Raw genomic sequence first — 20,532 nt, 5'->3', positions numbered from 1 at the left:
GGTCGTCGGATGCGCGATCGTCGCGGGGCCGTGCGGGGCGGCATCGATGCCGTAGGCGGTTCCGGCGCGGTCAGGTGGTGGTGCTGGTCGTTCTGACTGTGGTCAGCGCGCTTGCGCTGCTCGGAGTACTCATCCCGGTCGCTGGCGCACCCCCGTCAAGGGGAGCGGCCGTTAACGCCGGTTCGCCTACTCCGACAGTCCCGCCGGTAGCTGCGATGCCCTCCCCTAGACCGACGCGGTCTATTCCTGAGGCCCCCGCGCTGCGGCTGTCCGGGCCAGTGCCATCGGCTGGCTCGGGCACGTTCGAGTACGCCACGGGGCGGGGGTCGGTAGTCGGGGTGGCTGGCTCGCTGCGTCGTTACCGGGTGGCTGTCGAGAACGGTACGAACGAGGCTGTTGGGGAGTTTGCCGAGGTGGTGGACTCCGTGCTGGGCGATGCGCGGAGTTGGATCGGGAGTGGACGGCTGCGGTTGCAGCGGGTTCCGAATGGGGGTGGGCATGATTTCACGGTCTATCTGGTCACCGCCGGCACCGCTCGGAAGATGTGCTCGGCGGTCTGGGTAGACATCCGGGTGGACCGCAAGCCTTACACGTCGTGCCGCGGACGAGGGAAGGTCATTATCAACCTGGACCGCTGGCGGCTATCTGTAAGCCACTACGTCGAGGCTGAGGTGCCGCTCACCCTGTACCGGGCCTATGTGATCAACCATGAGGTGGGTCACGAGTTGGGCCACGGGCATGAGCGTTGCCCCGGTGCGGGAAAGCGTGCGCCGGTGATGATGCAGCAGACGTTGCTTCTCGACGGCTGCGTGGCCAACCCCTGGCCTTACGTGCGAGGGAAGCGGTATGCCGGGCCACCGCTGTAGGGATCGAGCGATGGCTGTCTCGGTCAGCCGCGAAATAATCTTGGGCTGTCTAAGCAACCGACCTCGCCTCGCCAGTGCACCTAACGGGTGAAGGGAGTCGGATGCGAAACGACGAGGATGAGGCTCGGCGTCAGTTCAGCGAGTACTTCGCTGCTAGACGCGAGACGGTCCGGCATGCCGCGTATCTGATGTCCGGTGACTGGCATTGGGCGGACGACTTGACTCAGGCAGCGTTTATCCGGGTTGCCTCGGCCTGGCACCGGATCCGCGATCCGCAGGCGCTGGACGCGTTCGTCCGGACTTGTCTGGTCCGGGTGTACCTATCCGAGACCCGACGAGTCTGGCGGCGCCACGAGCGCCCGGTGGCGGAGATGCCCGATCTAGCTGGCGGGGACGACGACGCCGAGTCGGCGGCCCGCCGGGTGGTTATCGCTCAGGCGTTACGTCAGTTGCCGCCCCGCCGGCGGGTGACCCTGGTCTGCCGGTTCTATCAAGGGCTTGACGTGGCTGAGACGGCCGCCGCGCTGGGTTGTTCGGAAGGTACGGTCAAAAGTCAGACTGCCCGGGGTCTCGCCACATTGCGCAAGATCTTGAATGACTCACGCCTTGCTCCCGCACCGGCTTGCGCAATGGAGGAGAGGGCATGAAAGAGTTGCGTGAGCTCTTCGAGGAGGCGGTCGACTCAGCGCCGCCGAGCAGGCTGGTCGCGGACGAGGTGTACGCGGCGGGCCGCCGGCGTCGTCGTCGTCGGACTGTCACCAACTGTGCGTTCGCGGTGGCACTCGTCCTGGCCGCCGGAACGGTTGTTGCATCGATGGTTAGGCAGGAGCCGTCAGTTAGCGGCGATATGAGGATTTACCAGAAGCAGTCGTTGCCTGGCGTACTGCCACACCCTGGGGAACGGATCAACTGGGCACGGGCGGCCGACGCGCGACATCTCTACCTGATGATGTCCACGCAGTGTCCAAGTAAGCCGTGCGCCAAGGACCTGATGCAACTCGTTGGTTCCGACGATGGAGGGCGTACGTGGAGCGACCGCGGGGGACCGATGAACGTCGCCAGCTTCGCGGTCCTCGGACCTGGCCGATTGCTGGCGGCTGTCTTGCCCGAACCGCCCGATGCGGGGGGGTCGACGCTGCAGGTCAGTACGGACGGCGGGCGGATCTGGCACAAGGTGCTTCGGGCTTCTGCCGTCGAGGGGGTGTCGACCGGAAGCACGGCCGTGTGCTGGCCTGAGTCGGACAAGGTGACTGAGCCGTGCACGGTGCACGCACTCGATCCGGTGTCACATCGGATCGCGCGGCTGGCGAACCAACCCCCGGTTACCCAAGGTGAAGGTCTGTCGATCGCGCAGTCTGCCGGCCGCCTGTGGGCGTCGGGTGTCGACCCGGCGACTGGCTGGCCCGCCGTCGCGATGAGTCGGGATGCTGGGCGTAGCTGGGTCACCAAGGTCTTCGCGGACGCGCCGGCGTGCCCGCCGGAGGGCTGTCCGGCACCATCCTTGGCGACGGATGTTGGGCCGACCGGGTACGCCGTGATCGATGGCGCGCGACGCCGTGCGGTCTACCGTTATGTGGAGAACGGCGGTCAGGCCGGTGGTGGCTGGCACCGCGTTCCTGGTGTGGACAACGTGCCGGCTGACCCGGACGGTTCGCCATCGTTCGTCACATCCGACGGAACACATGTGCTGTCTGAAGTCCTGCCGCAACGCGGCCAGAACGTCGATGGTTACCGCTGGTGGGCTGCTCGCTCGGATGGTGTGTACCAACCGGTCGAACTGGCTGGCCTCCCCGCCACCGTCCACTCCGTCCGCCGCACGCTGGATGGCTGGTACTACACGCACAGTTACACAGATGGGGTGTTGTACGGGTCGACCGATGGCTGGCAATGGTCGCCGGTAGCCCGCGGCTCCTAAACATCACTCTCCTCTCGCAAATCAAGTCGTTGGATGCCCTCGCGGCTCCCGCGCGTTCAGTCCGGACAGGAAGTCAGGAGAAAACATGATTCGTCCAACAGTTCTTCACCAGACCCGGAGCCGACTTGTCGGTGTAGGAGCCGCTGCAATAGCGGTGTTCGCGCTCAGCGCCTGCACCGGCGCCACGGATGTCCCGCCGGTGGCCACGGCCGGCGGTTCCAGCGCCCAGCCGACCGGGTCGCCTGGCGCGGTCGGCGGAGTTGTCGCCCAGTACGTCGAAGGGCGGCGCCAGTGGGTCAACTGCCTGCGTAAGGAGGGCTTTGACCTACCGGACCCAGACGCCAAGGGTTTTGTCGACTTGGGTGCGCCAGGCAGCCCGAAGAAGGGCGATCCGAAGTGGGAGGCGGCTCAAAAGAAGTGCAAGGACTTCAACCTGCCTGTCCCTGAGGAGTTGGAGGAGAAGGGGCCCCCGGCGACGGCGGAGCAGATCGCGCATCGACGTGAGTACGCGAAGTGTATGCGTGCGAACGGGATGCCGGACTGGCCTGACCCGGGCCCGGATGGCGAATTTCCTGAGGACGGGTGGGGTCCTCGGGAGCTTACTCCGCAGGAGCAGGCGGCGAATATCCGCGCGTCGCAAATCTGTGAGCCGGTGTTGGATGGGCGGCCGAAGACCACCCCGAACCCGAACGCGACCGGCGTCGGATGAGTCGGTAAGCGCCCGTGACTAAGCCGACCGATATTACGGAGCCGATTCGTGCCCTGGAGGGCTGGAGGCGGCGCCGGCGGGTGCGGGCCGCGTTGGGTGTTGTTGTCGGGTTGGTCACCCTTGTGGTGGCCGGCGCGGCCACCCTTGGCCTCGGCGGACGCGGCGGGGATGAACCACCGCCGGCGCGTACCGGGCCGGCAGCCACCGCGCCGGTCACCCGGCAGACCCTGACCAAGACCGTGACGCTAGCCGGCGACCTCGGATACGGTCCAGCTTTACCGCTTGCTTCGACCGCTACGGGCACGGTGACCTGGCTACCGGAGGTCGGAGCCACGGTGCGGCGTGGTGGGGTGCTGCTGCGCGCCGACGAGCGGCCGGTGGTGCTGCTGTATGGCTTCCTGCCGATGTACCGGCCGTTGGCCGAGGGCACAGAAGGCTCTGACGTGCGGCAGTTCGAACGTAACCTCGCCGCCCTCGGCTATGGCGGGTTCACGGTGGACGAGGAGTTTTCTGCGGCCACTACCGCCGCGGTGAAGCGTTGGCAGAAGGATCTGGAGCTGCCGGAGACTGGTGAGGTCGAGCGAGACCGGGTGATCTACGCGCCAAAGGCGGTACGCATCGCACAGCACCTGGTACGCCTTGGCGCGAGTGCGACCGGGGACGTGTTGACGTACACCGGCAGCACTCGGATGGTGACGGTGTCCGCCGGCGCGGGTGAGGCTGGTTGGGCGGCGAAGGGCACCAAGGTCACCGTGACGTTGCCCACCGGCGGTTCGGTGGCCGGCAAGGTCAGCGCGGTGGGCGCCCCAGCACCCGGCGCCTTAGCCGGCGGTGAGCAGCAGCCTGCCAACCCGGAACGGCCTGGAACTGGCGCCGCCACGGTCGAGGTCATTATCGCGATCGCTGATCAGAAGGCATTGGGTGCGCTGGGTGCCACGCCGGTGGACGTGCGATATGTCGCTGAGGAGCGGCGGGACGTGCTCACCGTGCCGGTCGAGGCGCTGTTGGCGCTCGCCGAAGGCGGGTACGGCGTGGAGGTAACCGGACCGGCCGGTACCAGGATCGTGGCGGTAAAAGCGGGCTTGTTCGCCGACGGACGGGTCGAGGTCAGCGGCGAGACCCTGACCGAGGGCGTGATGGTAGGGGTGCCGCAATGACGAATGTAATCGAACTCGCCGGGGTGTCTCGGGCCTATCCCGGCGGCGTTACGGCACTACGCGAGGTCGACCTGACCATCGGCTATGGGGAACTGGCTGGGATTGTCGGCCCTTCCGGATCGGGCAAGTCCACCCTGTTGAACCTGATCGGCACGCTCGACCGCCCGTCGACCGGCACGGTGCGCATCGACGGGCACGACGTGTCCGCTCTCACCGACCGCGAGGTGTCCGCCCTCCGCAGCCGCCGGATCGGCTTCGTATTCCAGCAGTTCCACCTGACCGTCGGCGTATCCGTGCTGGACAACGTGGCCGACGGGCTGCTCTACGCCGGCGTGCCCAGGCGGGAACGACAACGGCGCGCGGCGAACGCCCTGGGCCGAATCGGCCTTGACCACCGGGTCGACCATCAGCCGCATGAGCTGTCCGGCGGTGAACGGCAGAGAGTGGCGTTCGCACGTGCCGTCATTGGCGAACCGGCGCTACTGCTCGCCGATGAGCCGACTGGCAACCTCGACTCGGCCGCCGGTGCAGCCGTGCTGGCGCTGCTACACGAGCTGCACGCCCAAGGCACAACGGTTCTGGTGATCACACACGATCAGGACATCGCGGCCAGCCTGCCCCGGCAGATCATGCTGCGCGATGGCCGGATTACTCGCGACTCGAGCGCGTCGTTGGCGGTGCGCCCGTGACCGGGAAAGCCGGCGGTGCCATGGCGCTGACACCTGGTACCGCGAAACCGCGACCGGCGCGGCTCAGCCCAGCCGACGTGGCCCGACTTGGCGCGGCAGGGTTGCGGGCCCGACCACTGCGGGTTTTCCTTTCCGCGCTGGGCATCGCCATCGGCATCGGCGCGATGCTGGCGGTAGTTGGGATTTCCACCTCCAGCCGAGCCGAACTGGACCAGACCCTCGACCGGCTTGGCACCAACCTGCTGACCGCTGCTCCTGGCGAGACCTGGACGGGCGAAGACGCGGTGCTGCCGAAGGAGTCGACGGCGTCAGTCGGTCGGATCGGAGCGGTGGAATCGGTCAGCGCAACCGGCTTTGTCGAGACATTCGTCTACCGTACCGACCATGTACCCGCGGGTCAGACCGGCAGCATCGCGGTGCTCGCCGCTCAACCCGATTTGCTGACCGTCGTCAACGCTACACTGCACGCCGGTTCCTGGTTCACACCCGCCACCGCCGCCTACCCAACGGTCGTGCTGGGCGCCACCGCCGCCCGCCGCCTAGACGTACCCGGCGTCGGGACACGGGTGTGGCTAGGCGACGAATGGTTCGCCGTCATCGGCCTCCTGACGCCCGTACCCCTGGCCGAGGAGCTGGACTCAGCCGCGCTAGTGGGGTGGGACGCCGCTCAGTCCTACCTCGGATTCGACGGCCACCCTACCCGCCTGTACGTCCGCGCAGCGCCCACCGAGGTCGCGACGGTTCGAGCGGTACTCGGCCGCACCGTCAACTCAGAAGCACCCAACGAGGTGGCGATATCTCGGCCCTCCGAGGCACTGGCCGCCCAACAGGCCACCGATAACGCCCTTAACGGGCTGCTCCTCGGCCTGGGTGCGGTAGCGCTCCTAGTTGGCGGCGTCGGTATCGCCAACACCATGGTGATCTCGGTACTCGAACGCCGCGCCGAGGTGGGACTACGCCGAGCGCTCGGCGCCACCCGCGGACACATCCGCAGGCAGTTCCTCGCCGAATCGCTACTACTCTCCACCCTAGGCTGCGTGGGCGGAACCCTACTCGCCATCCTCGCCACCGCGCTCTACGCAGCCAGTCAACGCTGGCCCGTCGTCATGCCGGCCCAGGCAATGGCCGGAGGCCTAGCGGCCACCCTCCTAATCGGCGCCATCGCCGGCCTCTATCCTGCGGTACGAGCAAGCCGACTCGCACCGACAGAAGCCCTCGCCGGCCCGTGAGGGCGTCTCGCTAACGGTGTTTTTCGGCGATCTTGGTTAGTAGGTTTCAGCGGCTGGGAAGCGGTCGCTGAAGGTGATGGCGAAGGCGTTCAACGCGGGCTCCGGCGGCTACGGCGCCGGCATGGCCCGGCACCTGGCCGACGCTGGTGAGCTGGTCATCGAACTGGACCGGCCTGCGCGCCCGGCCCGCCGCGCCGGCGCGAAGTCCGACCCGATCGATGCCGAACGCGCCGCCCGCGACGCCTTGGCCCGCACCCACCTGGCACAGCCCAAGACCGGGCCCGAACGGGGCGGCGTTGCAGGCACGGCTGACCGCCCGCCGGGCAGCCGTGGAAGCCATCGTCACTGCCCAGCGGCAGCTACACGCCCTGGTGGTCACCGCCCCGGAGGCAGTGCGGGCCCGGTTCCGCGGCCAGAGCACCCGGCTCATCCTCACCACCGCCACCCGACTGCGCCCCACCACCAGCGCCGACGTCGAGGTGTTCACGACCCTGACCATGTTGCGGGAGCTCGCCCACCGCGTCGGTTCCTCGATGCTGAAGCGGCCGCATACGAGAAGGCCGTCCGGACGATCGTCTGTACTCCCCCGGTTTCCCGGACGGCTTCCGTGATGGTCAGGCTGCGGCTGCGGCCGGGGTGTGTTGTCGTTCGTAGTCGATGGGGGACAGGTTGCCAAGGCTTGAGTGGCGTCGGCGTGGGTTGTACCAGGCCTCGATCCACTCGAAGATGGCGTTGGCCAGCTCCTGGCGGGTGGCCCAGGGCTGGCGGTCGAGCAGTTCGAGCTGCATGGAGCCGAAGAACGACTCGACCATGCTGTTGTCGTAGCAGTCGCCGATGGAGCCCATGGAGCCGAGCAGCCCGGCCGACCGTAGCCGTTGCCCGAGGGCCGAGGACGTGTATTGACTGCCGTGATCGGAGTGGACCACTGTCTGCCCCTCGGTGGGGCGGCGTCGCCAGCGGGCCATGTCGAGGGCGTCGATGACCAGCTCGGAGCGTAGGTGGTCGGCGATCGACCAGCCCACGACCCGGCGGGCGAACACGTCCAGCACGACCGCGCAGTACACCCAGCCGGTCTGGGTGCGGTGCTGGGTGATGTCGGTGACCCACAACTCGTCCAGCCGGTCGGCGCCGAACCGCCGGTTGACCAGGTCCGCCGACGGCGAGGCGTGAGGGTGGCGCACGGTGCAGCCCGTGCGGCGGCGTCGGTAGACGCCCTGCAGACCGGAGTGCCGCATGAGCCGCTCGACGCGTTTGCGGCTGCACCGCACCCCCGCGGCCAGCCGCAGCTCGGCGTGCATCCGCGGGGATCCGTAGGTGCCCCGTGACATTTGATGGACCTCGCGGATCAGCTCACCGAGCGCCTGATCGGCCGCCTCACGCGGCGAGACGGGTCGGCTTCGCCAGTCGTAGTAGCCGGACGTCGACACTCCGAGGACCCGGCACGCCACCGCCACCGCGATCCCGCCGGCGGCGAGATCAGCGACGACCGGGTAGATCATTTTGGGAGGACGTTCTCCCGCGCGAAGTAGGCCGCGGCCCGGCGCAGGATTTCGTTCTCCACCTCCAGGCGCCGCTTCTCCTTCCGCAGCGCCGCCAACTCCTTGCGCTCGTCGCTGGTCAAGCCCTCGCGCTTACCGTCGTCGGTGTCGGCCTGGGCCAGCCAGTTCCGCAGACACGACTCCGAGATCCCCAGGTCCTTCGCGATCTCCCGGACCGGCTTGTCCCGCAGCTGAGCCTCCTTGAACGGGATGCAACCTGTATCTAGTTGCGATACGTCCCCTGTGCAGGACGACGGAGAGAAGGTGGGTGTGACGCGCGAGGAGGAGAGCGAGTACCGGGAATATGTGTCGGCACGGCTGGAGCATTTACGCCGCGTCGCGTATTTACTTTGTCATGACTGGCATGCCGCCGACGACCTCGTGTCGACGGTGTTACTAAAGCTCTTCCGGTCTTGGCGGTCGGTCCGGCAGGCGGAGAACCTAGACGCCTACGTGCGAGGGATGCTGACTAACGCCTGGCTGGACGAGTTGCGGCGGCCATGGCGGCGACATGAACATGCCACCGTGCAGTTGCCGGAGAGCTGGATAGAGGCGACCGAGCCCGGGGATCGGCACAGCATCGGACGGTTACTGCTCGGGCTCAGTCCCAGACAGAGAGCAGTGGTGATCCTGCGCTATTACTGCGACCTGTCTGTGGAGCAGACAGCCCGTCTGCTTGGAGTTTCCGATGGAACTGGCAAGAGTCAGTCGGCTCGGGCACTTGAAACCCTACGGTCGCTGGCAGCGAATGCTTATATAGATGAGGGATGAAATGAACGATTACCGAAAGACCTTCGAGGAGTATGTGGCAGATTCTCCACGCACCTCCATAAACATTGATGACCTCGTGACGCGTGGGCGACGCTCTCAGCTGAGGCGGCGGCTCGCGGTTAGTTCGGGCGCGCTGGGACTACTCGCCGTGGCGGTACTCCTTGGAGTCAGCGCGCTCAAGCCGTCGGCAGGACCGCCGCTGCCACCTGCGGCGAATTCGTCGGCGAGCATTGTGGCAAGCGAATCGGCTGCATCGGCCGACCCGGCGGATCGGCTACTGACGGCACTAAAATCGGCGTTCGCACGGGAAGCACCTAACGTCAGTGGCTTCGACACTTTGCAACGACAGATGCACAAATGCAATCCGGACAACCCGGCCGTCAGTCAGCTGGTGCCGTACGACGCCGCACGACTGGACGAGGCGTGCCCGCCCGACTCACTACATCGCAAGGGCGAGTACTACGCCTGGAGAGGCACCCTAACCTCACCCACTGGCGTGTACAACGTCAGACTCACCATCGCACGAACCACTCACTACGATCCTGCGACCCCCCCGGAAGACGAAACCGGCGCAAACGAGCGCCGCATTGCCGCAGAGCAAGGCGACAGCCCAAGGCGCGGCCCGAATGGTGAGAACATCCTGGCCAAGCCATACCTACTAAACATGAGCAAGCCGGACGGCACCGGAATCTTCATCGCCTGCGAAGACAAGAACGGAGGACCAGGGGCTGGCGAGCGCAGCCCGTTCACAGCCGACCAACTAACCGCTGTAGGCCTGGATCCCGCTCTGCACCTGTGAGCCGTGAAAGCGCGGGAGTAAGGACATTCTGCTCCCGGGCCCCTTCATGACCGGAAGAAGGGACTGAAGCAAACGAGGTGGCTTGGTCTGACGGGCGCAACCGTTGTCGCTGAGTAGCAGTAGTCAGTCTCAGCGCCGGTCAGCAGCTGGAATCTTAGATTGCGCTCGTCGGATCCGTTGCGGACGGCGGCTGAGCCGTCGGCCACCTCAACCCGGAACGTCTACCGATGCCGGCGGGCTATCCCGAAAGTGGTGCCATCGACCGACACCGACCCGACGGGAAATTTCTTCATGCGGCTTCGGTCGATTCGCCGACTGCGCCAATATTCTGAGCGATGCATTTTTCAATGACGTCAATTAAATGGCGTTGGCCGTGGGTAGTACTTTTCTCACGTTCGGATCCACCTCAACGATGATGCTAGGCGCGGGCGGTCTTATGTCTGATCTATGCGTTTTGAATCTTTTGATATCCAGTAATACTGGCGTCGGTGGTCGCCGTCGATCAGCCCGTCGTTGTCGTCTGACACAGCCTATGCGTGGTCCCGGTATTCATGCTCCGCGCCGCATGCCAACTAGATCAGGCCGTGAGTGTAACCGAGTGACTCGCTGCGGTGTCTTCATTCCGGAGATTGCAAGGGAGGTGGAGGTGCAGGAGGCAAGGGCGGATGGGTGCGGCACGGCCGAGTTCGATGCGTTCTATACGGCCACGGCGGTGCGCGTCGTTGGTCACGTGTTCGCTGTCTACGGCGACCTGGCCGACGCCCAGGATGTGGTCCAGGAAGCCTACGCGAAGGCATGGCAGCACTGGCACAAGGTGAGCGCTTACGCCGATCCGGAGGCGTGGGTGCGCGTGGTGGCGTGGAGGCTGGCAGCCAACCGTTGGCGTAGCGCACGTCGCCGGGCGAGGGCTTGGGCGCGACGCGGTGAGCCGCCGCCAACGCCGGGGCCGGGGCCGGACCGAGTAGCAATCGTGCGAGCGCTGCAGCAACTCCCAATCAAGCAGCGGCAGGTTGTCGTCCTGCATTACCTCTACGGGTATCCCGTGGCGGAGATCGCCGAAAGCACTGGCATGCCCGTGGGCAGCGTCAAGGCATACCTCCACCGGGCCCGGGCCCGACTGGCGGTGGCGTTCGGTGAGGGAGCCGGGCTGGAGGAAAGGAGTGGTGATGGATTCCCCGCATTTCCGTGAGCTGGGGTCCGAGCTGAGAATGGTGCTCGCCCAGGTAAAGCTTTCGCCGGCCTCGGCGGTTCGGGCACGCGGCAATCAACGCCGCCGACGCCGGCAGGCTGGCGCGGCCGCCGGAGCGGTCGCGGCCGTTTCGGCGATGGTCGTCGCGGCCGGACCCCTCTGGTCAGCGGACTTTGGTTCAGACCCCGGGGCGTTAGCCCCGGCTGCAGGCCCCAGCGCAGGGCCTTCCGCCGATTCCGATCCGCAGACCCGACCTTCGGGACCGCAAACGCCGCGGCCCGTAAACTGTAAAGTGACGCTGGATCCCTATAGCGCCATCGTGACTCTCCGTTCGGACGCTACCGCCGCACAACGTGATGCTGTTCGGGAAACGCTCGTTGGCATCAAGGGCGTGCAGTTCCTCAGTGAATCGGCGGCGAAAACCTTCGAGTCGGCAATCCGGGACACCTGTGCCACCCATGGGAGTGGAATCATCGTCAGTTCATCGGGTTCCGGGCTAATCTTCGACAGGACGACGCCCCAATTCTTCTTCGTTCTCCTCGACACGACGCAGGCCTACGACCGGGTAACTCTCGCCGTTGCCGGGTTGCCGGGCGTCGATGCAGTCGAACGCCCCCACAGCAAGCAGGGCTGCTGTGAAGCGCTGCCGCTGCAGGCAACCGAGCCGCCCTACCACAACTCGGACCCCTCGACGATTGGCAAGATCGACGCTGACTAGCCGTCTTGAGGATCTTCGCATGTCAACGACCGAAATTGGGCGGTCAATGGGTACTAAGGAACGTCTCGTAACTGGGTGAAGGCGTTGCCCGGCCTCAGGCCGGTGGTCAGCCGGCGAGGATGATGTTGTGGAGGTGGGCGATGCCGGAAGCGGCGTCGGTCAATGTGTGGGCGGCGCGGCGGTAGTCACGCAAGATCTTGAAGCACTTCATCCTGGCCAGAGCGTGTTCGACCCCTGCTCGGACGGTCCGGTGTTCGACGTTGAGGGCTTCTTTCCAGGCGGGCAGGTCGCTCCCGTCGGCGAGCTTGCGGTACGGGATGATCACCTCGGGGTTGCCCCGGTGGCCGCCGTCTGCCATCACCGGCCTCCCGTCCAGCTTCTCCTGAATGCCCGAGGTGCGGTAGACGATGGTGTCGTTGCGGTTGCCGGGCTGCGGGTCGCCGACGGCGATGACCAGGCGGGTGCTGGCGTCGATGGCGACCTGCAGGTTCGTCGAGTACCGGTAGTTCTTGCTCCGGGCGGCCAGGCGGTGGTCGCGGGTGGGGATCAGAGTCCCGTCGACGATCGCGATCTGCTCGACCGGCCGTTTGCGCACCGGCGCCAGTGCGAGGAGCGGCGCGAGGGTGTCGATGACCCGGTGCGCCGCGGAGTGCGACACCCCGAACAGCGGGCCGATCTGGCGCATCGTCAGGTTGGTACGCCAGTAGGTGGCCACCAGCAGCACCCGGTCGGCCAGGTCGAGGGCCCATTGCCGGCCCGGCCGGCCGTCGGCGATGCCATCACCGCCACGCTCGGCGACCAGCCGGACCAGCTTGCGGAACTGGGCGGGCTGCAGCCCGGTGAACGGGAAGATCCACTCAAGGTGGGCTGCCGTGATCACCTGCACCCAGGCATCCTGCCCGATCATCCTCAACAGACAGACGCCAGGGTTACGAGACGTCCCTTAGGTAAAGGATCAGATCTTGCCGCATGTTCTAATAGTTGAAGACGACAAGCCTTTCGCTGAAACGCTTACTCTGATGCTGTGCGGTGAGGGTTTCGCCGTCACTGGCGCCATGTCCGGCACATCGGCTCTTGAGCAGTTCGATCGGCGGGCGATAGATATCGTGCTGCTCGAGGTCGCGATACCCGAAGTCTCAGGCGTTGAGATATGTCGAAGACTCCGTCAACACTCCTCCGTGCCGATCATCATGGTGACAGATCGTGACGACGAAATCGACAAGGTGGTCGGGCTTGAGGTCGGGGCTGATGATTATGTAACGAAACCGTTTTCTGCGCGCGAACTGATTGCCCGCATGCGGGCGGCGCTTCGCAGGCGGAACGAGCCGGCAATGTTGACAGACCGGCCCCTCGCGGTGGGATGCATACGAATGGACGTCGATGCGTATGTGGTTACCGTTAACGATGCCCGTGTACATCTCCCACTCAAGGAGTTTGAGCTGCTTGAAGTGCTGTTGCGTAACGCTGGTCGGGTGCTGACTCGCCCTCAGCTAATTAGCCTAGTCTGGGGCACCAACTACGTGGGCGATACGAAGGCGCTCGATGTCCACATAAAGCGAATTCGCTCCAAAGTTGAGCCAGACCCGTCAGTACCTCGATATATCATCACCGTGCGCGGCCTCGGTTACAAGTTGGAGTATCAGGATCAGGTATCGGCTTGATTGCTGAAGAGGAAGTCGGGTTAAGTCGAAGGCGCGACCTTGATAGACAAGGGATGTCGCCGTCTAGCGGCACGCACACTCCTGCCGTCCCGTCGGCCATCGACCCGCCCTTGTGGGAGGGGCCGCCGTCCGACTCGCCACGCATCCATGAAGGAGCGGGGCCGGCCAAGGCCCGGGTTTGACCTGCTGACGTTGTTTTGCCTGCCTTCCGGCATGGAGTTCACGCAGGCGCGTGTGCGGCGTCGGGGTCAAGGCTGGGCCGCAGCCACTCGTAGGGCTTGGCCTTGACGCCGGCGCCGTGGACGCCACGGTCATGCCGGAAGATAGGTTGCGGGTGTAGTCGCGTCGCAAGGTCCGACCTATGTCGGAGGACAGGCCGTGGTTCGGCTGCCGGTCATCCATTCGCCCGCGCCTTCGGGGCCTGGTGGTGTGCGACCGTTACCGAAATGGGGTCAATCAAGCGTGCGGCCTCGCCGTCGGCCGACGGGAGCCAGACGTGGCACGACCACGCGTCCGGTCACGTCCGAACCTGTTCACGCCGCCGCCTGGGCCGGTGCGAGGGCGCGGAGGTGCCCGTCGCGTAGGCCGTAGTAGACGAGGGTGAGCACGCCGCGACCGTGGCGATGTTGCCTCCGCGTCGCTCGGCGATGCGGGCGCGGGTGCAGGTCAGCCACCTGGCGGTACGCGGTCTACCGTGGGCGGCCTCGACCGCGGCCACCGCACCAGCGTGGAACCCTTGGGTGATCCGCCCGGGTTGCACGACGAGGTCGGACTCGCCGTGCCGCGGCGTGAGCCCGGCCCACGAGGACAGCTGCGCCAGGCCGGGGACCCGGTCGATCGATCTCGGCGCGACGAACACCACCCCCAGCACCGGGCCGACACCGGGGATACCTGAATCGCGGGGTAAACGTGGTGCGCGGCGAGTCTGGCCCGGAACGGCCCGGCGACCGCGTCGATCGCGAAGTGGACCGCTATGATCAGCCGGCACGAAGAGGACGCCGCCCTCGATAGCGCCGTTCAGCGGTGCCCGGGCGGGTAGTTCTCGCCCACCAACGCCGAGCAGACCGATGGCCGACCACGTCGCCAGAGGAGACTTCGATCGGGGCGACGCCGCTGAAGGACGCGAAGTGGGCTGGCGAGGCGAACCGGCTGACCGGCCCGGTGCGGGGGAGCAGGATGTCGGCGACGATGTCGCCGACGCCGTAGAGCTGTGTGAGGGTGCAGCCGGACGCGACGACGGCGCTGCTGATGGCATCGCCGGCCGCGTTGAGGCGGCGGTCGAGTCGTCGGATCTCGGCGACGAGGTCAACCGCGATCTGGCGGTGGGTGCGGGCCAGGAGCTGGCGGGGGCGCACGCGCAGCGTCGGCGGTGAGGTTGGCTGCGGCGCCCGCGGGCAGGACTGGGCGAGCAGGACATGCAGCCGGTTCACGGTCTGGGTGCGGCTGCGTACCAGGTCGTCGCGGTATTCGATCAGCGCCCGGTTCAGCAGTGGGCCAAGGCGCCGCGGGCCGAGCTTGCGGTCCTGGCGCAGTTGGCAGATCGCCGCTTCCACGGCGGCCGGGGTCTTTCCAGGCAGCCGGCGGGCGATGCTGGGCCGTTCCCGCAGATCCGGCCTCGCCCGCAGTCCGCCAGCGGCTGTACTGGTTCCGCCGACTACGCGCCGGTGGGAGATCCGCGACGACATCCCCGAAGCATTCATGAGCCTAGCCTGCGCGATTACCCGCTACCGCAGACTCCTCAGATGATCATACTGCTAAGAGTTCTTATACCGAGCCCATACCGAGCATTGAGCCGTTCTCGATATCCTCGCGCCCGCCGCTAGCAGGGATGGCTACCGGAAGAGTTGTCCGAGATGGATTCAGCCGTTGATGGCGTCGACAGCAACAGCCGTACGTTTACGACGAAACGAGGTCACGAGATGAGAATCAGGATGCCACGGCCGGCGCTCTGGCATGTCACTGTCGCCGGTCTGCGACCGGTGCGCAGGACGCTGGTCGGTGTGCTTGGCGTGAGCCTGCTCCTCGTTGCGGTGCCGGCCCTCGCCGACACCCCTGATACCGACGGCGCGGCCGGTCCGGCGGAGCACATCGATCTTAGCGTGGGGATCGACCGGTCGGCTCACACGGTCACTACCCGCAACGGAAAGGTGCTAAGGGGGATAACCGTCGTCGACGACAAAGATTTGCCAAGGGTCAGGCGCGAGCAAGCGAGGGCGGCAGCGCAGGGAGCCGGCACCGATGCCAACGGTGTGTATTGCCTTGCCTCGTGGCGCTTTATCCGTGGTGGCGCAACGGATTCGCATTGGCGCACCACAGCCCAAGATTGGCGCATCTTTGCAAATGGCCAACGGAACGCCGACTATTGGAACCAGTTCTTCCTTCCGTGCTGGCTGAGTAGCTGGCGCGAGCACTACTCGTATATGTTCCTCGCCAACTCCACCGGCGATATTGTGGCTCGTGATGGTAGTACGCAGATGTACGCTGGTATAAGTCTGGACGGAGCCGAATCCACCTTCAACACGTATGCAAAATTTTTGGTTTGCTCCTATGACGGGCACTGGATGTTCCTGCATTGGCCGGGCTACTACAGCTATTGGGAGCCGGGCAACCGGGTGGTGCGCGGGGACTGGGCCGCCACTACCACCGGGCAACATCTCTTCCACCTAGATCCGGCCGTCAACCCCGGAGGCTGCTAGGCCGTGTTTCATAGCCGCGTAGGAGCCATTCGTTGGTCGTGGCGATGTATACGGTGGCGTGGTTAGCGGACGGCGAGTTTGATGCCCCTATGGATGTCAAGCGGTCGAGCGGTGGATGGTGTGGCTCGTTGGCTGGACGATGAGTTCGTAGAGTTCCCTGGCGACGTAGCGTTTGAGGCAGCGGATCGCTTCGCGTCTGGTTTTGCCCTCGGAGACGCGCCGGTCGATGTAGGCGCGGGTGCGCTGGTCCCAGCGAAGTCGGGCGATGACGATGATGTAGAGGGCGGAGTTTGCTTGGCGGTCGCCGCCTCGGTTGAGGCGGCGCCGTCGGGTCTTGCCGGAGGACATCTCGATCGGGCTGGCTCCGCAGAGCGCGGCGAACGACGCTTCGGTGGTGAGTCGTTGCGGGTTGTCGCCGGCGGCCAGGAGCAGCGCCGCAGCGGTGTCGGGACCGACACCGTGACGTCGCAGCAGTTCGGGTGTGTGGGCGTTGATGGCATCGGTGATCCGCTGGTTCAGGTCATCGGCCTCGCGGGTAAGTTCGATGATCCGGCGCGCGAGCAGACGCAGGGTGTATGCGGCGGCTGACATTGGGGTGTCGGGCTGGCCGGGGTCGAGCTCAGCGCAGCGGCGGACGAGCTTGGGGTTGCTGAGCCCGGTCAGGGAATCGCGCAGGGTTGGGTCGGCGCCGACGAGGATGGCTTTGAGCTGGTTGATCGCCTGGGTCCGAGCCTTGGTGGCCGAGGCTTTGGCCAGTTTTGAACAGGCGAACGCGCTCGACGTGACCGTCGCTGGTCTTGGCGGCGGCGGTGGCTCGGCCGGACAGGACGGCTCTGGCCGCTGCTTCGGCGTCGATGGCGTCGGTCTTGCCGTGGCGGCGCCGGTGGGCCTTGTCCGGCTGGTTGACCTCGATGACGCTGATTCCGACGGTCAGCAGGTGGCGAGTCAGCGCGGCGCCGTAGGAATGGGTGCCCTCCACCCCGGCTTGCCGCACTCGCCCGAGTGTGGCAGCCCAGTCCAGCATCGTGCGGTAGCCCTCCGCCGTGGTCGGGAAACTGTGGCTGCCGAGTAGGACGCCATGGATGCTGACGACTGCGGCGACGTGGACCTCCTTGTGCGTGTCGACACCGAGAACCGCTTCGGGTGAGGTGTCGTCTTGGCTGGTCGTCGGCCGGTAGGACATGCTGGTCACGGTTGTTCGGCTCCTGACGGCTCGGGAACGGATGGCCGTCGCCGGGCCGGTAGGGGCGGTCAGGACTGTGATGGTGCCTTGTTAGCGGCAAGGCCCCTATCGGGACACGTCCCGCCGGTCCGGCGGCAGCAAGCACCGCCCAGGACTCGAGTCGACAGATCAAACTCAAGGCATCGGAAGCCGGTCGTATCGCGGGTCAGACTCCAGTCCCGGGCGGCACTAGATCATCCTCACAGTCGTATCGGGTGGCCAGGCCCTGGTGGCGTTTGAGCCGGTTGATGCCGCACTCGACGGTGTCGCGTTGCCGGTAGGCGCTGGGTTCGAAGGTCGGTGGCAGACCCCCTTCCAGCCCTTCGTGCGCCGGCTCGCCGCCTGAGGTCTTGATCGGGGTGGTCGCGGCGATCCCTCGGCGGGCCAGGTGCTGCCGATTGGTGCGGGAACTGTAGGCCCTGTCCGCCAGGACTCGACCCGGTCGTGTGCGCGGTCGGGCACCGCTGGCCCTGGTGACCGGGATGCCAGCCAGCACGGGACGAACTGAGGGTTGTCACCGTGGTGTCGGCGGTGAGCATCGTCGACGACGGCTTACCGCCCTGCTCATCGGCAAGGTGAAGCTTGATGGGCCACGAGGTCTCCGGTATGAAAGTTCGTCTTGGTCGATGAACTTCTCTACCGGAGGCCTCGCCATCTATCGTTCACCGAACGCCGATGCCAGACCAACGTGGGTCAACGGCAGACGGTCAGCCGGTTTCATTTCTAAGACAGGACCTAACTTGATCTTTAACCTGTGCGGCGTGGGCGGGGACTGCTCGAGGTCTTCGGTTTCTTCCTTGCGTTCGGGCTGATGTGCACGTCGTGTCGTTGAGCGGGTTGCTTGTTGGGTCGGCCTGGTGGTCGCCCTGGGCCTGGGCGGGAGGGTTTCGGCGCGCTGGCCAGGCAGGCGGTCTTCGGGCGGAGGTGCCGGAACCCTCGGCGGACGCGGGCGGGTGAGAGGCGTTCGGGCGGTGTCGGTTTCTCCCAGGGGCGGCGCAGGTCACCGGTGAGGCCGCGTGCCAGGCGCAGCTGCGCGTAGACGGCCAGGATGAGCCAGGTCCACCGGTCGGCGGCTTGTGGGGTGCGGATCTTCGGGCAGGTCCAGCCGAGGGTCTGTTTGAGCAGCCGGAAGGTGTGCTCGATGTCGAAGCGGCGCAGGAACGCCTGCCAGAGCCGGTCGACGTCGGCGGGTGTGGCATCCGTCTCGGACCACCACAGCCACACCGGCTTCGGGATCGCGCCGCTGGGTAGGTGATTCACCTCCAGCCGGATCACGGTGCCTTCGATGAGTGGCAGGTCGCCGGTCTGGTCGATCCAGGCGTTGCGGTGCGTCAGCCGGGGATGCAGCCGGTTCCAGCTGCGGGCGGTCGCGGTGCCGTAGAGGCGGGTGTCAGTCACCGTGGTCACCTCGGGCGCGCCCCAGCTGGCGGGATCGCCGAAGATGAACTCGCCGCCGTGGCGGGGTGGTCGGCCGTTCGTGCCCGGCCGTCGGGGCGGGGCCGCGCGGCGCAGCACTCGATCGGAGCGCATCCGGCCCAGCACCTGCACCGGCAGGTCGCGCAGCAGGTATGCCAATCGGGGCGTGTCGTAGCCGGCGTCGGCGACGACCAGGATGTCGGGATCACCGGTGCGCCACTGCCCGGCGGTGATGAGTCGCTGCACGAGGTGGCGCAGTTGCCCGGCGGTGACAGTGGCGGCATCATCGCCCGGCGCGAGTCGCTGAGCGTCCAGCGGCGCGGTCCAGGAACTGCGGCCGGGCTCCAACGCCGTGACGAACGAGTACGGCCAGCCAGGAATCGTCACGTGCTGGTCCTTGCCGCGGCCGTAGGTGTGGCACAGGATCCGCTCCGCGGAGGTGTGCGCGTCCGGCCGCAGCCAACAGGTGATGTCCACCGCCAGAACGAGGCGGCCGTCGGCCCCGCGAGGCAGCGGAAGCGCCGCCAAGCTCCTGCGCAGCCGCTCGACATCCACCCGACCTCGGGCCAGCGCCGCGTACAGCGACCCATGACCACGACGATGCTCGCCCACCAGCGACAGCTCCACCAGCGAATGCACCGGCCCGTCGCCGCACAACACCGCGTCGGCCAGTTCGAACATCGCGTCCGCCCGAGCGGTCAGACAGCCATGAAACTCCCGCCGGAACGCCGCCAGCTCCCCGAACGCACCAGCAGAACCAGCATCATGCACACTGATCACCAAGACAGCCCCTGGTATTGATCCTCTTCCCTCGACAAGAAGATGATCGACCAGGGGCTGTCACCATGATCAGCCGGGGTCACCGACCAGCCGCCAAAGGTTAAAGATCAAGTTAGTTGTGCTGTCCAGAGAGGTTGGGGACGCGGCTGGTTGGTGGGTGGCCGCCGAGTGCGGTGTGGGCGCGGTGGTGATTGTAGGCGTGGAGCCAGGCGGGTAGGGCTGCTCGGCGGGCTGATTCGGAGGGGTATGGGCGGGCGTAGGCCCATTCCTCGGTAAGGGTGCGGTGGAACCGTTCGACCTTTCCGTTGGTTTGCGGCCGGAAGGGGCGGGTCTTCTTCACGGCGATGCCCAGCTCGTGCAGGGTGTCGCGCCAGAGGAAGGACTTGTAGCAGGAGCCGTTGTCGGCGATGACCCGGCGGACGGTGATGCCGTGGGCTGCGAACCAGGCCTGCGCGCGGCGCCAGAAGGCGGCCGCGGTGTCTTTGCGTTCGTCGTCGAGGATCTCTGTGTAGGCCAGCCGGGAATGGTCGTCGATGGCGGTGTGCAGGTAGGAGTAGCCGAGCCGGGCGCCGCCCCACCGGTCGGTGGCGTGGTCTGTGGTGGCGGTGCGGTTGAGTTTTCCTTGACGCCGGCCCTGGGTGCGCCATCCGCCGCCGTCGGGGATGTTGCCCAGCTTCTTGATGTCGACGTGGACCAGGTCTCCGGGCGCGGGATGCTCGTAACGGCGTACCGGCCGGCCCGTGGCCCGGTCCAGGTGGGCCAGGCGGGCGGCTCCGGCCCGGCGCAGCACCGCATGACACGTCGACGCCGCCAGCCCGAACCGGCCACCGATCCGCGCCGGTCCCCACCGGCGCTTCGCCCGCAGATGCAGCACCTTCCGCTCCACCGGCGCCGGCGTGCGTCGCGGTGACCGCAGCGGCCGGCTGGACCGGTCGACCATCCCCGCCACACCCTCGACCCGGTACCGGTCGGCCCACCGCTTCGCCATGGTCGGACTGACCTGGAACCGCTGCGCCGCCCGGCGCAGCGGCCAGCCGTCATCAACGACGCAGCTGGCCAGACGCAGCCGGCCGCGTTCGGTCAGGGGTGCGTTAGCGTGGGGCACGAGGACCTCCCGGGTGATGCGGAACCTTCGACAAGCTCCACCTCACCCGGAGGTCCTCACCTATTTCAAGAT

At 66.5% G+C, this 20,532-nt stretch carries 23 protein-coding genes; 14 read left to right on the top strand and 9 right to left on the bottom strand.

What is annotated here, in order from left to right; genetic code table 11:
• The first annotated feature begins 215 nt into the window (after window positions 1-215).
• From GA0070609_RS16505 to GA0070609_RS33900, 8 genes are all read left to right on the top strand, one after another.
• A complete protein-coding gene (locus GA0070609_RS16505; protein WP_088994615.1) occupies window positions 216-866 on the top strand; it encodes a DUF3152 domain-containing protein in 651 nt (216 codons plus the stop codon).
• A gap of 101 nt (window positions 867-967) precedes the next feature.
• Window positions 968-1,513 carry a SigE family RNA polymerase sigma factor gene (locus GA0070609_RS16500; RefSeq protein ID WP_088994614.1) on the top strand — a complete coding sequence of 182 codons (546 nt, stop codon included), beginning with the start codon at window positions 968-970 and terminating at the stop codon, window positions 1,511-1,513.
• Window positions 1,510-2,781 carry a beta propeller repeat protein gene (locus GA0070609_RS33300; RefSeq protein ID WP_157748210.1) on the top strand — a complete coding sequence of 424 codons (1,272 nt, stop codon included), beginning with the start codon at window positions 1,510-1,512 and terminating at the stop codon, window positions 2,779-2,781. The genes GA0070609_RS16500 and GA0070609_RS33300 overlap by 4 nt, the downstream gene beginning before the upstream one ends.
• A 154-nt stretch (window positions 2,782-2,935) precedes the next feature.
• Window positions 2,936-3,490 carry a hypothetical protein gene (locus GA0070609_RS16495; protein ID WP_088994613.1) on the top strand — a complete coding sequence of 185 codons (555 nt, stop codon included), beginning with the start codon at window positions 2,936-2,938 and terminating at the stop codon, window positions 3,488-3,490.
• A 14-nt stretch (window positions 3,491-3,504) separates the two neighbouring features.
• Window positions 3,505-4,647: a peptidoglycan-binding domain-containing protein gene (locus GA0070609_RS16490; protein ID WP_231928306.1), complete on the top strand. Its 1,143-nt coding sequence runs from the start codon at window positions 3,505-3,507 to the stop codon at window positions 4,645-4,647.
• Window positions 4,644-5,336, top strand: a complete 693-nt coding sequence (locus GA0070609_RS16485; RefSeq protein WP_088994612.1) for an ABC transporter ATP-binding protein — start codon at window positions 4,644-4,646, stop codon at window positions 5,334-5,336. The genes GA0070609_RS16490 and GA0070609_RS16485 overlap by 4 nt, the downstream gene beginning before the upstream one ends.
• Before the next feature lie 20 nt (window positions 5,337-5,356).
• Window positions 5,357-6,565: an ABC transporter permease gene (locus tag GA0070609_RS16480; RefSeq protein WP_088997780.1), complete on the top strand. Its 1,209-nt coding sequence runs from the start codon at window positions 5,357-5,359 to the stop codon at window positions 6,563-6,565.
• A 296-nt stretch (window positions 6,566-6,861) separates the two neighbouring features.
• Entirely contained in the window at window positions 6,862-7,176 is a 315-nt protein-coding gene (locus GA0070609_RS33900) for a hypothetical protein (protein WP_197700161.1), read from the top strand.
• Between the two features lie 3 nt (window positions 7,177-7,179).
• Here GA0070609_RS33900 and GA0070609_RS16470 read toward each other — a convergent pair whose 3' ends face one another.
• A complete protein-coding gene (locus GA0070609_RS16470; protein ID WP_088994611.1) occupies window positions 7,180-8,064 on the bottom strand; it encodes an IS3 family transposase in 885 nt (294 codons plus the stop codon).
• The gene (locus GA0070609_RS16465) at window positions 8,061-8,294 is read right to left on the bottom strand and encodes a transposase (RefSeq protein WP_269459297.1); all 234 of its coding nucleotides are present in this window, start codon (window positions 8,292-8,294) and stop codon (window positions 8,061-8,063) included. The genes GA0070609_RS16470 and GA0070609_RS16465 overlap by 4 nt, the downstream gene beginning before the upstream one ends.
• A 79-nt stretch (window positions 8,295-8,373) precedes the next feature.
• Here GA0070609_RS16465 and GA0070609_RS16460 point away from each other — a divergent pair, with 79 nt between their 5' ends.
• From GA0070609_RS16460 to GA0070609_RS16450, 4 genes are all read left to right on the top strand, one after another.
• Complete coding sequence (locus tag GA0070609_RS16460; RefSeq protein ID WP_088997779.1) at window positions 8,374-8,874, top strand: SigE family RNA polymerase sigma factor; 501 nt, start codon at window positions 8,374-8,376, stop codon at window positions 8,872-8,874.
• 1 nt (window position 8,875) lies between these two features.
• On the top strand, window positions 8,876-9,673 hold the full coding sequence (locus GA0070609_RS33295; RefSeq protein ID WP_157748209.1) for a hypothetical protein: 798 nt from the start codon (window positions 8,876-8,878) through the stop codon (window positions 9,671-9,673).
• 640 nt (window positions 9,674-10,313) lie between these two features.
• A complete protein-coding gene (locus tag GA0070609_RS16455) occupies window positions 10,314-10,862 on the top strand; it encodes an RNA polymerase sigma factor (protein ID WP_231928305.1) in 549 nt (182 codons plus the stop codon).
• A 292-nt stretch (window positions 10,863-11,154) separates the two neighbouring features.
• On the top strand, window positions 11,155-11,580 hold the full coding sequence (locus GA0070609_RS16450) for a hypothetical protein (protein WP_157748208.1): 426 nt from the start codon (window positions 11,155-11,157) through the stop codon (window positions 11,578-11,580).
• A gap of 106 nt (window positions 11,581-11,686) precedes the next feature.
• Here GA0070609_RS16450 and GA0070609_RS16445 read toward each other — a convergent pair whose 3' ends face one another.
• Entirely contained in the window at window positions 11,687-12,466 is a 780-nt protein-coding gene (locus GA0070609_RS16445; RefSeq protein ID WP_088997778.1) for a transposase family protein, read from the bottom strand.
• 76 nt (window positions 12,467-12,542) lie between these two features.
• On the opposite strand from GA0070609_RS16445, the gene GA0070609_RS16440 reads away from it, so the two are divergent.
• Complete coding sequence (locus GA0070609_RS16440; RefSeq protein ID WP_088994607.1) at window positions 12,543-13,241, top strand: response regulator transcription factor; 699 nt, start codon at window positions 12,543-12,545, stop codon at window positions 13,239-13,241.
• Between the two features lie 517 nt (window positions 13,242-13,758).
• Here GA0070609_RS16440 and GA0070609_RS35235 read toward each other — a convergent pair.
• Window positions 13,759-14,229, bottom strand: coding sequence for a transposase (locus tag GA0070609_RS35235; RefSeq protein ID WP_408630599.1), 471 nt, complete (start codon window positions 14,227-14,229; stop codon window positions 13,759-13,761).
• Window positions 14,219-14,926: a transposase gene (locus GA0070609_RS35230; RefSeq protein WP_157748207.1), complete on the bottom strand. Its 708-nt coding sequence runs from the start codon at window positions 14,924-14,926 to the stop codon at window positions 14,219-14,221. The genes GA0070609_RS35235 and GA0070609_RS35230 overlap by 11 nt, the downstream gene beginning before the upstream one ends.
• Before the next feature lie 168 nt (window positions 14,927-15,094).
• Here GA0070609_RS35230 and GA0070609_RS16425 point away from each other — a divergent pair, with 168 nt between their 5' ends.
• A complete protein-coding gene (locus GA0070609_RS16425) occupies window positions 15,095-15,937 on the top strand; it encodes a hypothetical protein (RefSeq protein WP_157748206.1) in 843 nt (280 codons plus the stop codon).
• Between the two features lie 96 nt (window positions 15,938-16,033).
• Here the strand turns inward: GA0070609_RS16425 and GA0070609_RS34460 are convergent, their stop codons facing one another.
• The 4 genes from GA0070609_RS34460 to GA0070609_RS16405 all read right to left on the bottom strand — a co-directional run bounded on the left by GA0070609_RS34460 (window position 16,034) and on the right by GA0070609_RS16405 (window position 20,460).
• Window positions 16,034-16,528: a transposase gene (locus GA0070609_RS34460; RefSeq protein ID WP_231928304.1), complete on the bottom strand. Its 495-nt coding sequence runs from the start codon at window positions 16,526-16,528 to the stop codon at window positions 16,034-16,036.
• 28 nt (window positions 16,529-16,556) lie between these two features.
• Window positions 16,557-17,120, bottom strand: a complete 564-nt coding sequence (locus GA0070609_RS34455; RefSeq protein ID WP_231928884.1) for an IS110 family transposase — start codon at window positions 17,118-17,120, stop codon at window positions 16,557-16,559.
• A gap of 786 nt (window positions 17,121-17,906) precedes the next feature.
• A complete protein-coding gene (locus GA0070609_RS16410; RefSeq protein WP_088997777.1) occupies window positions 17,907-19,355 on the bottom strand; it encodes an NF041680 family putative transposase in 1,449 nt (482 codons plus the stop codon).
• Between the two features lie 112 nt (window positions 19,356-19,467).
• Window positions 19,468-20,460, bottom strand: coding sequence for an IS481 family transposase (locus GA0070609_RS16405; protein WP_088994602.1), 993 nt, complete (start codon window positions 20,458-20,460; stop codon window positions 19,468-19,470).
• Between the last annotated feature and the right edge of the window lie 72 nt (window positions 20,461-20,532).

Source organism: Micromonospora echinaurantiaca, from assembly GCF_900090235.1.
In the GTDB taxonomy this organism is placed as follows: Bacteria; Actinomycetota; Actinomycetes; order Mycobacteriales; family Micromonosporaceae; genus Micromonospora; species Micromonospora echinaurantiaca.
Note: the sequence above shows the minus strand (reverse complement) of the source record. Positions and strands in the feature narration are given on the sequence as shown.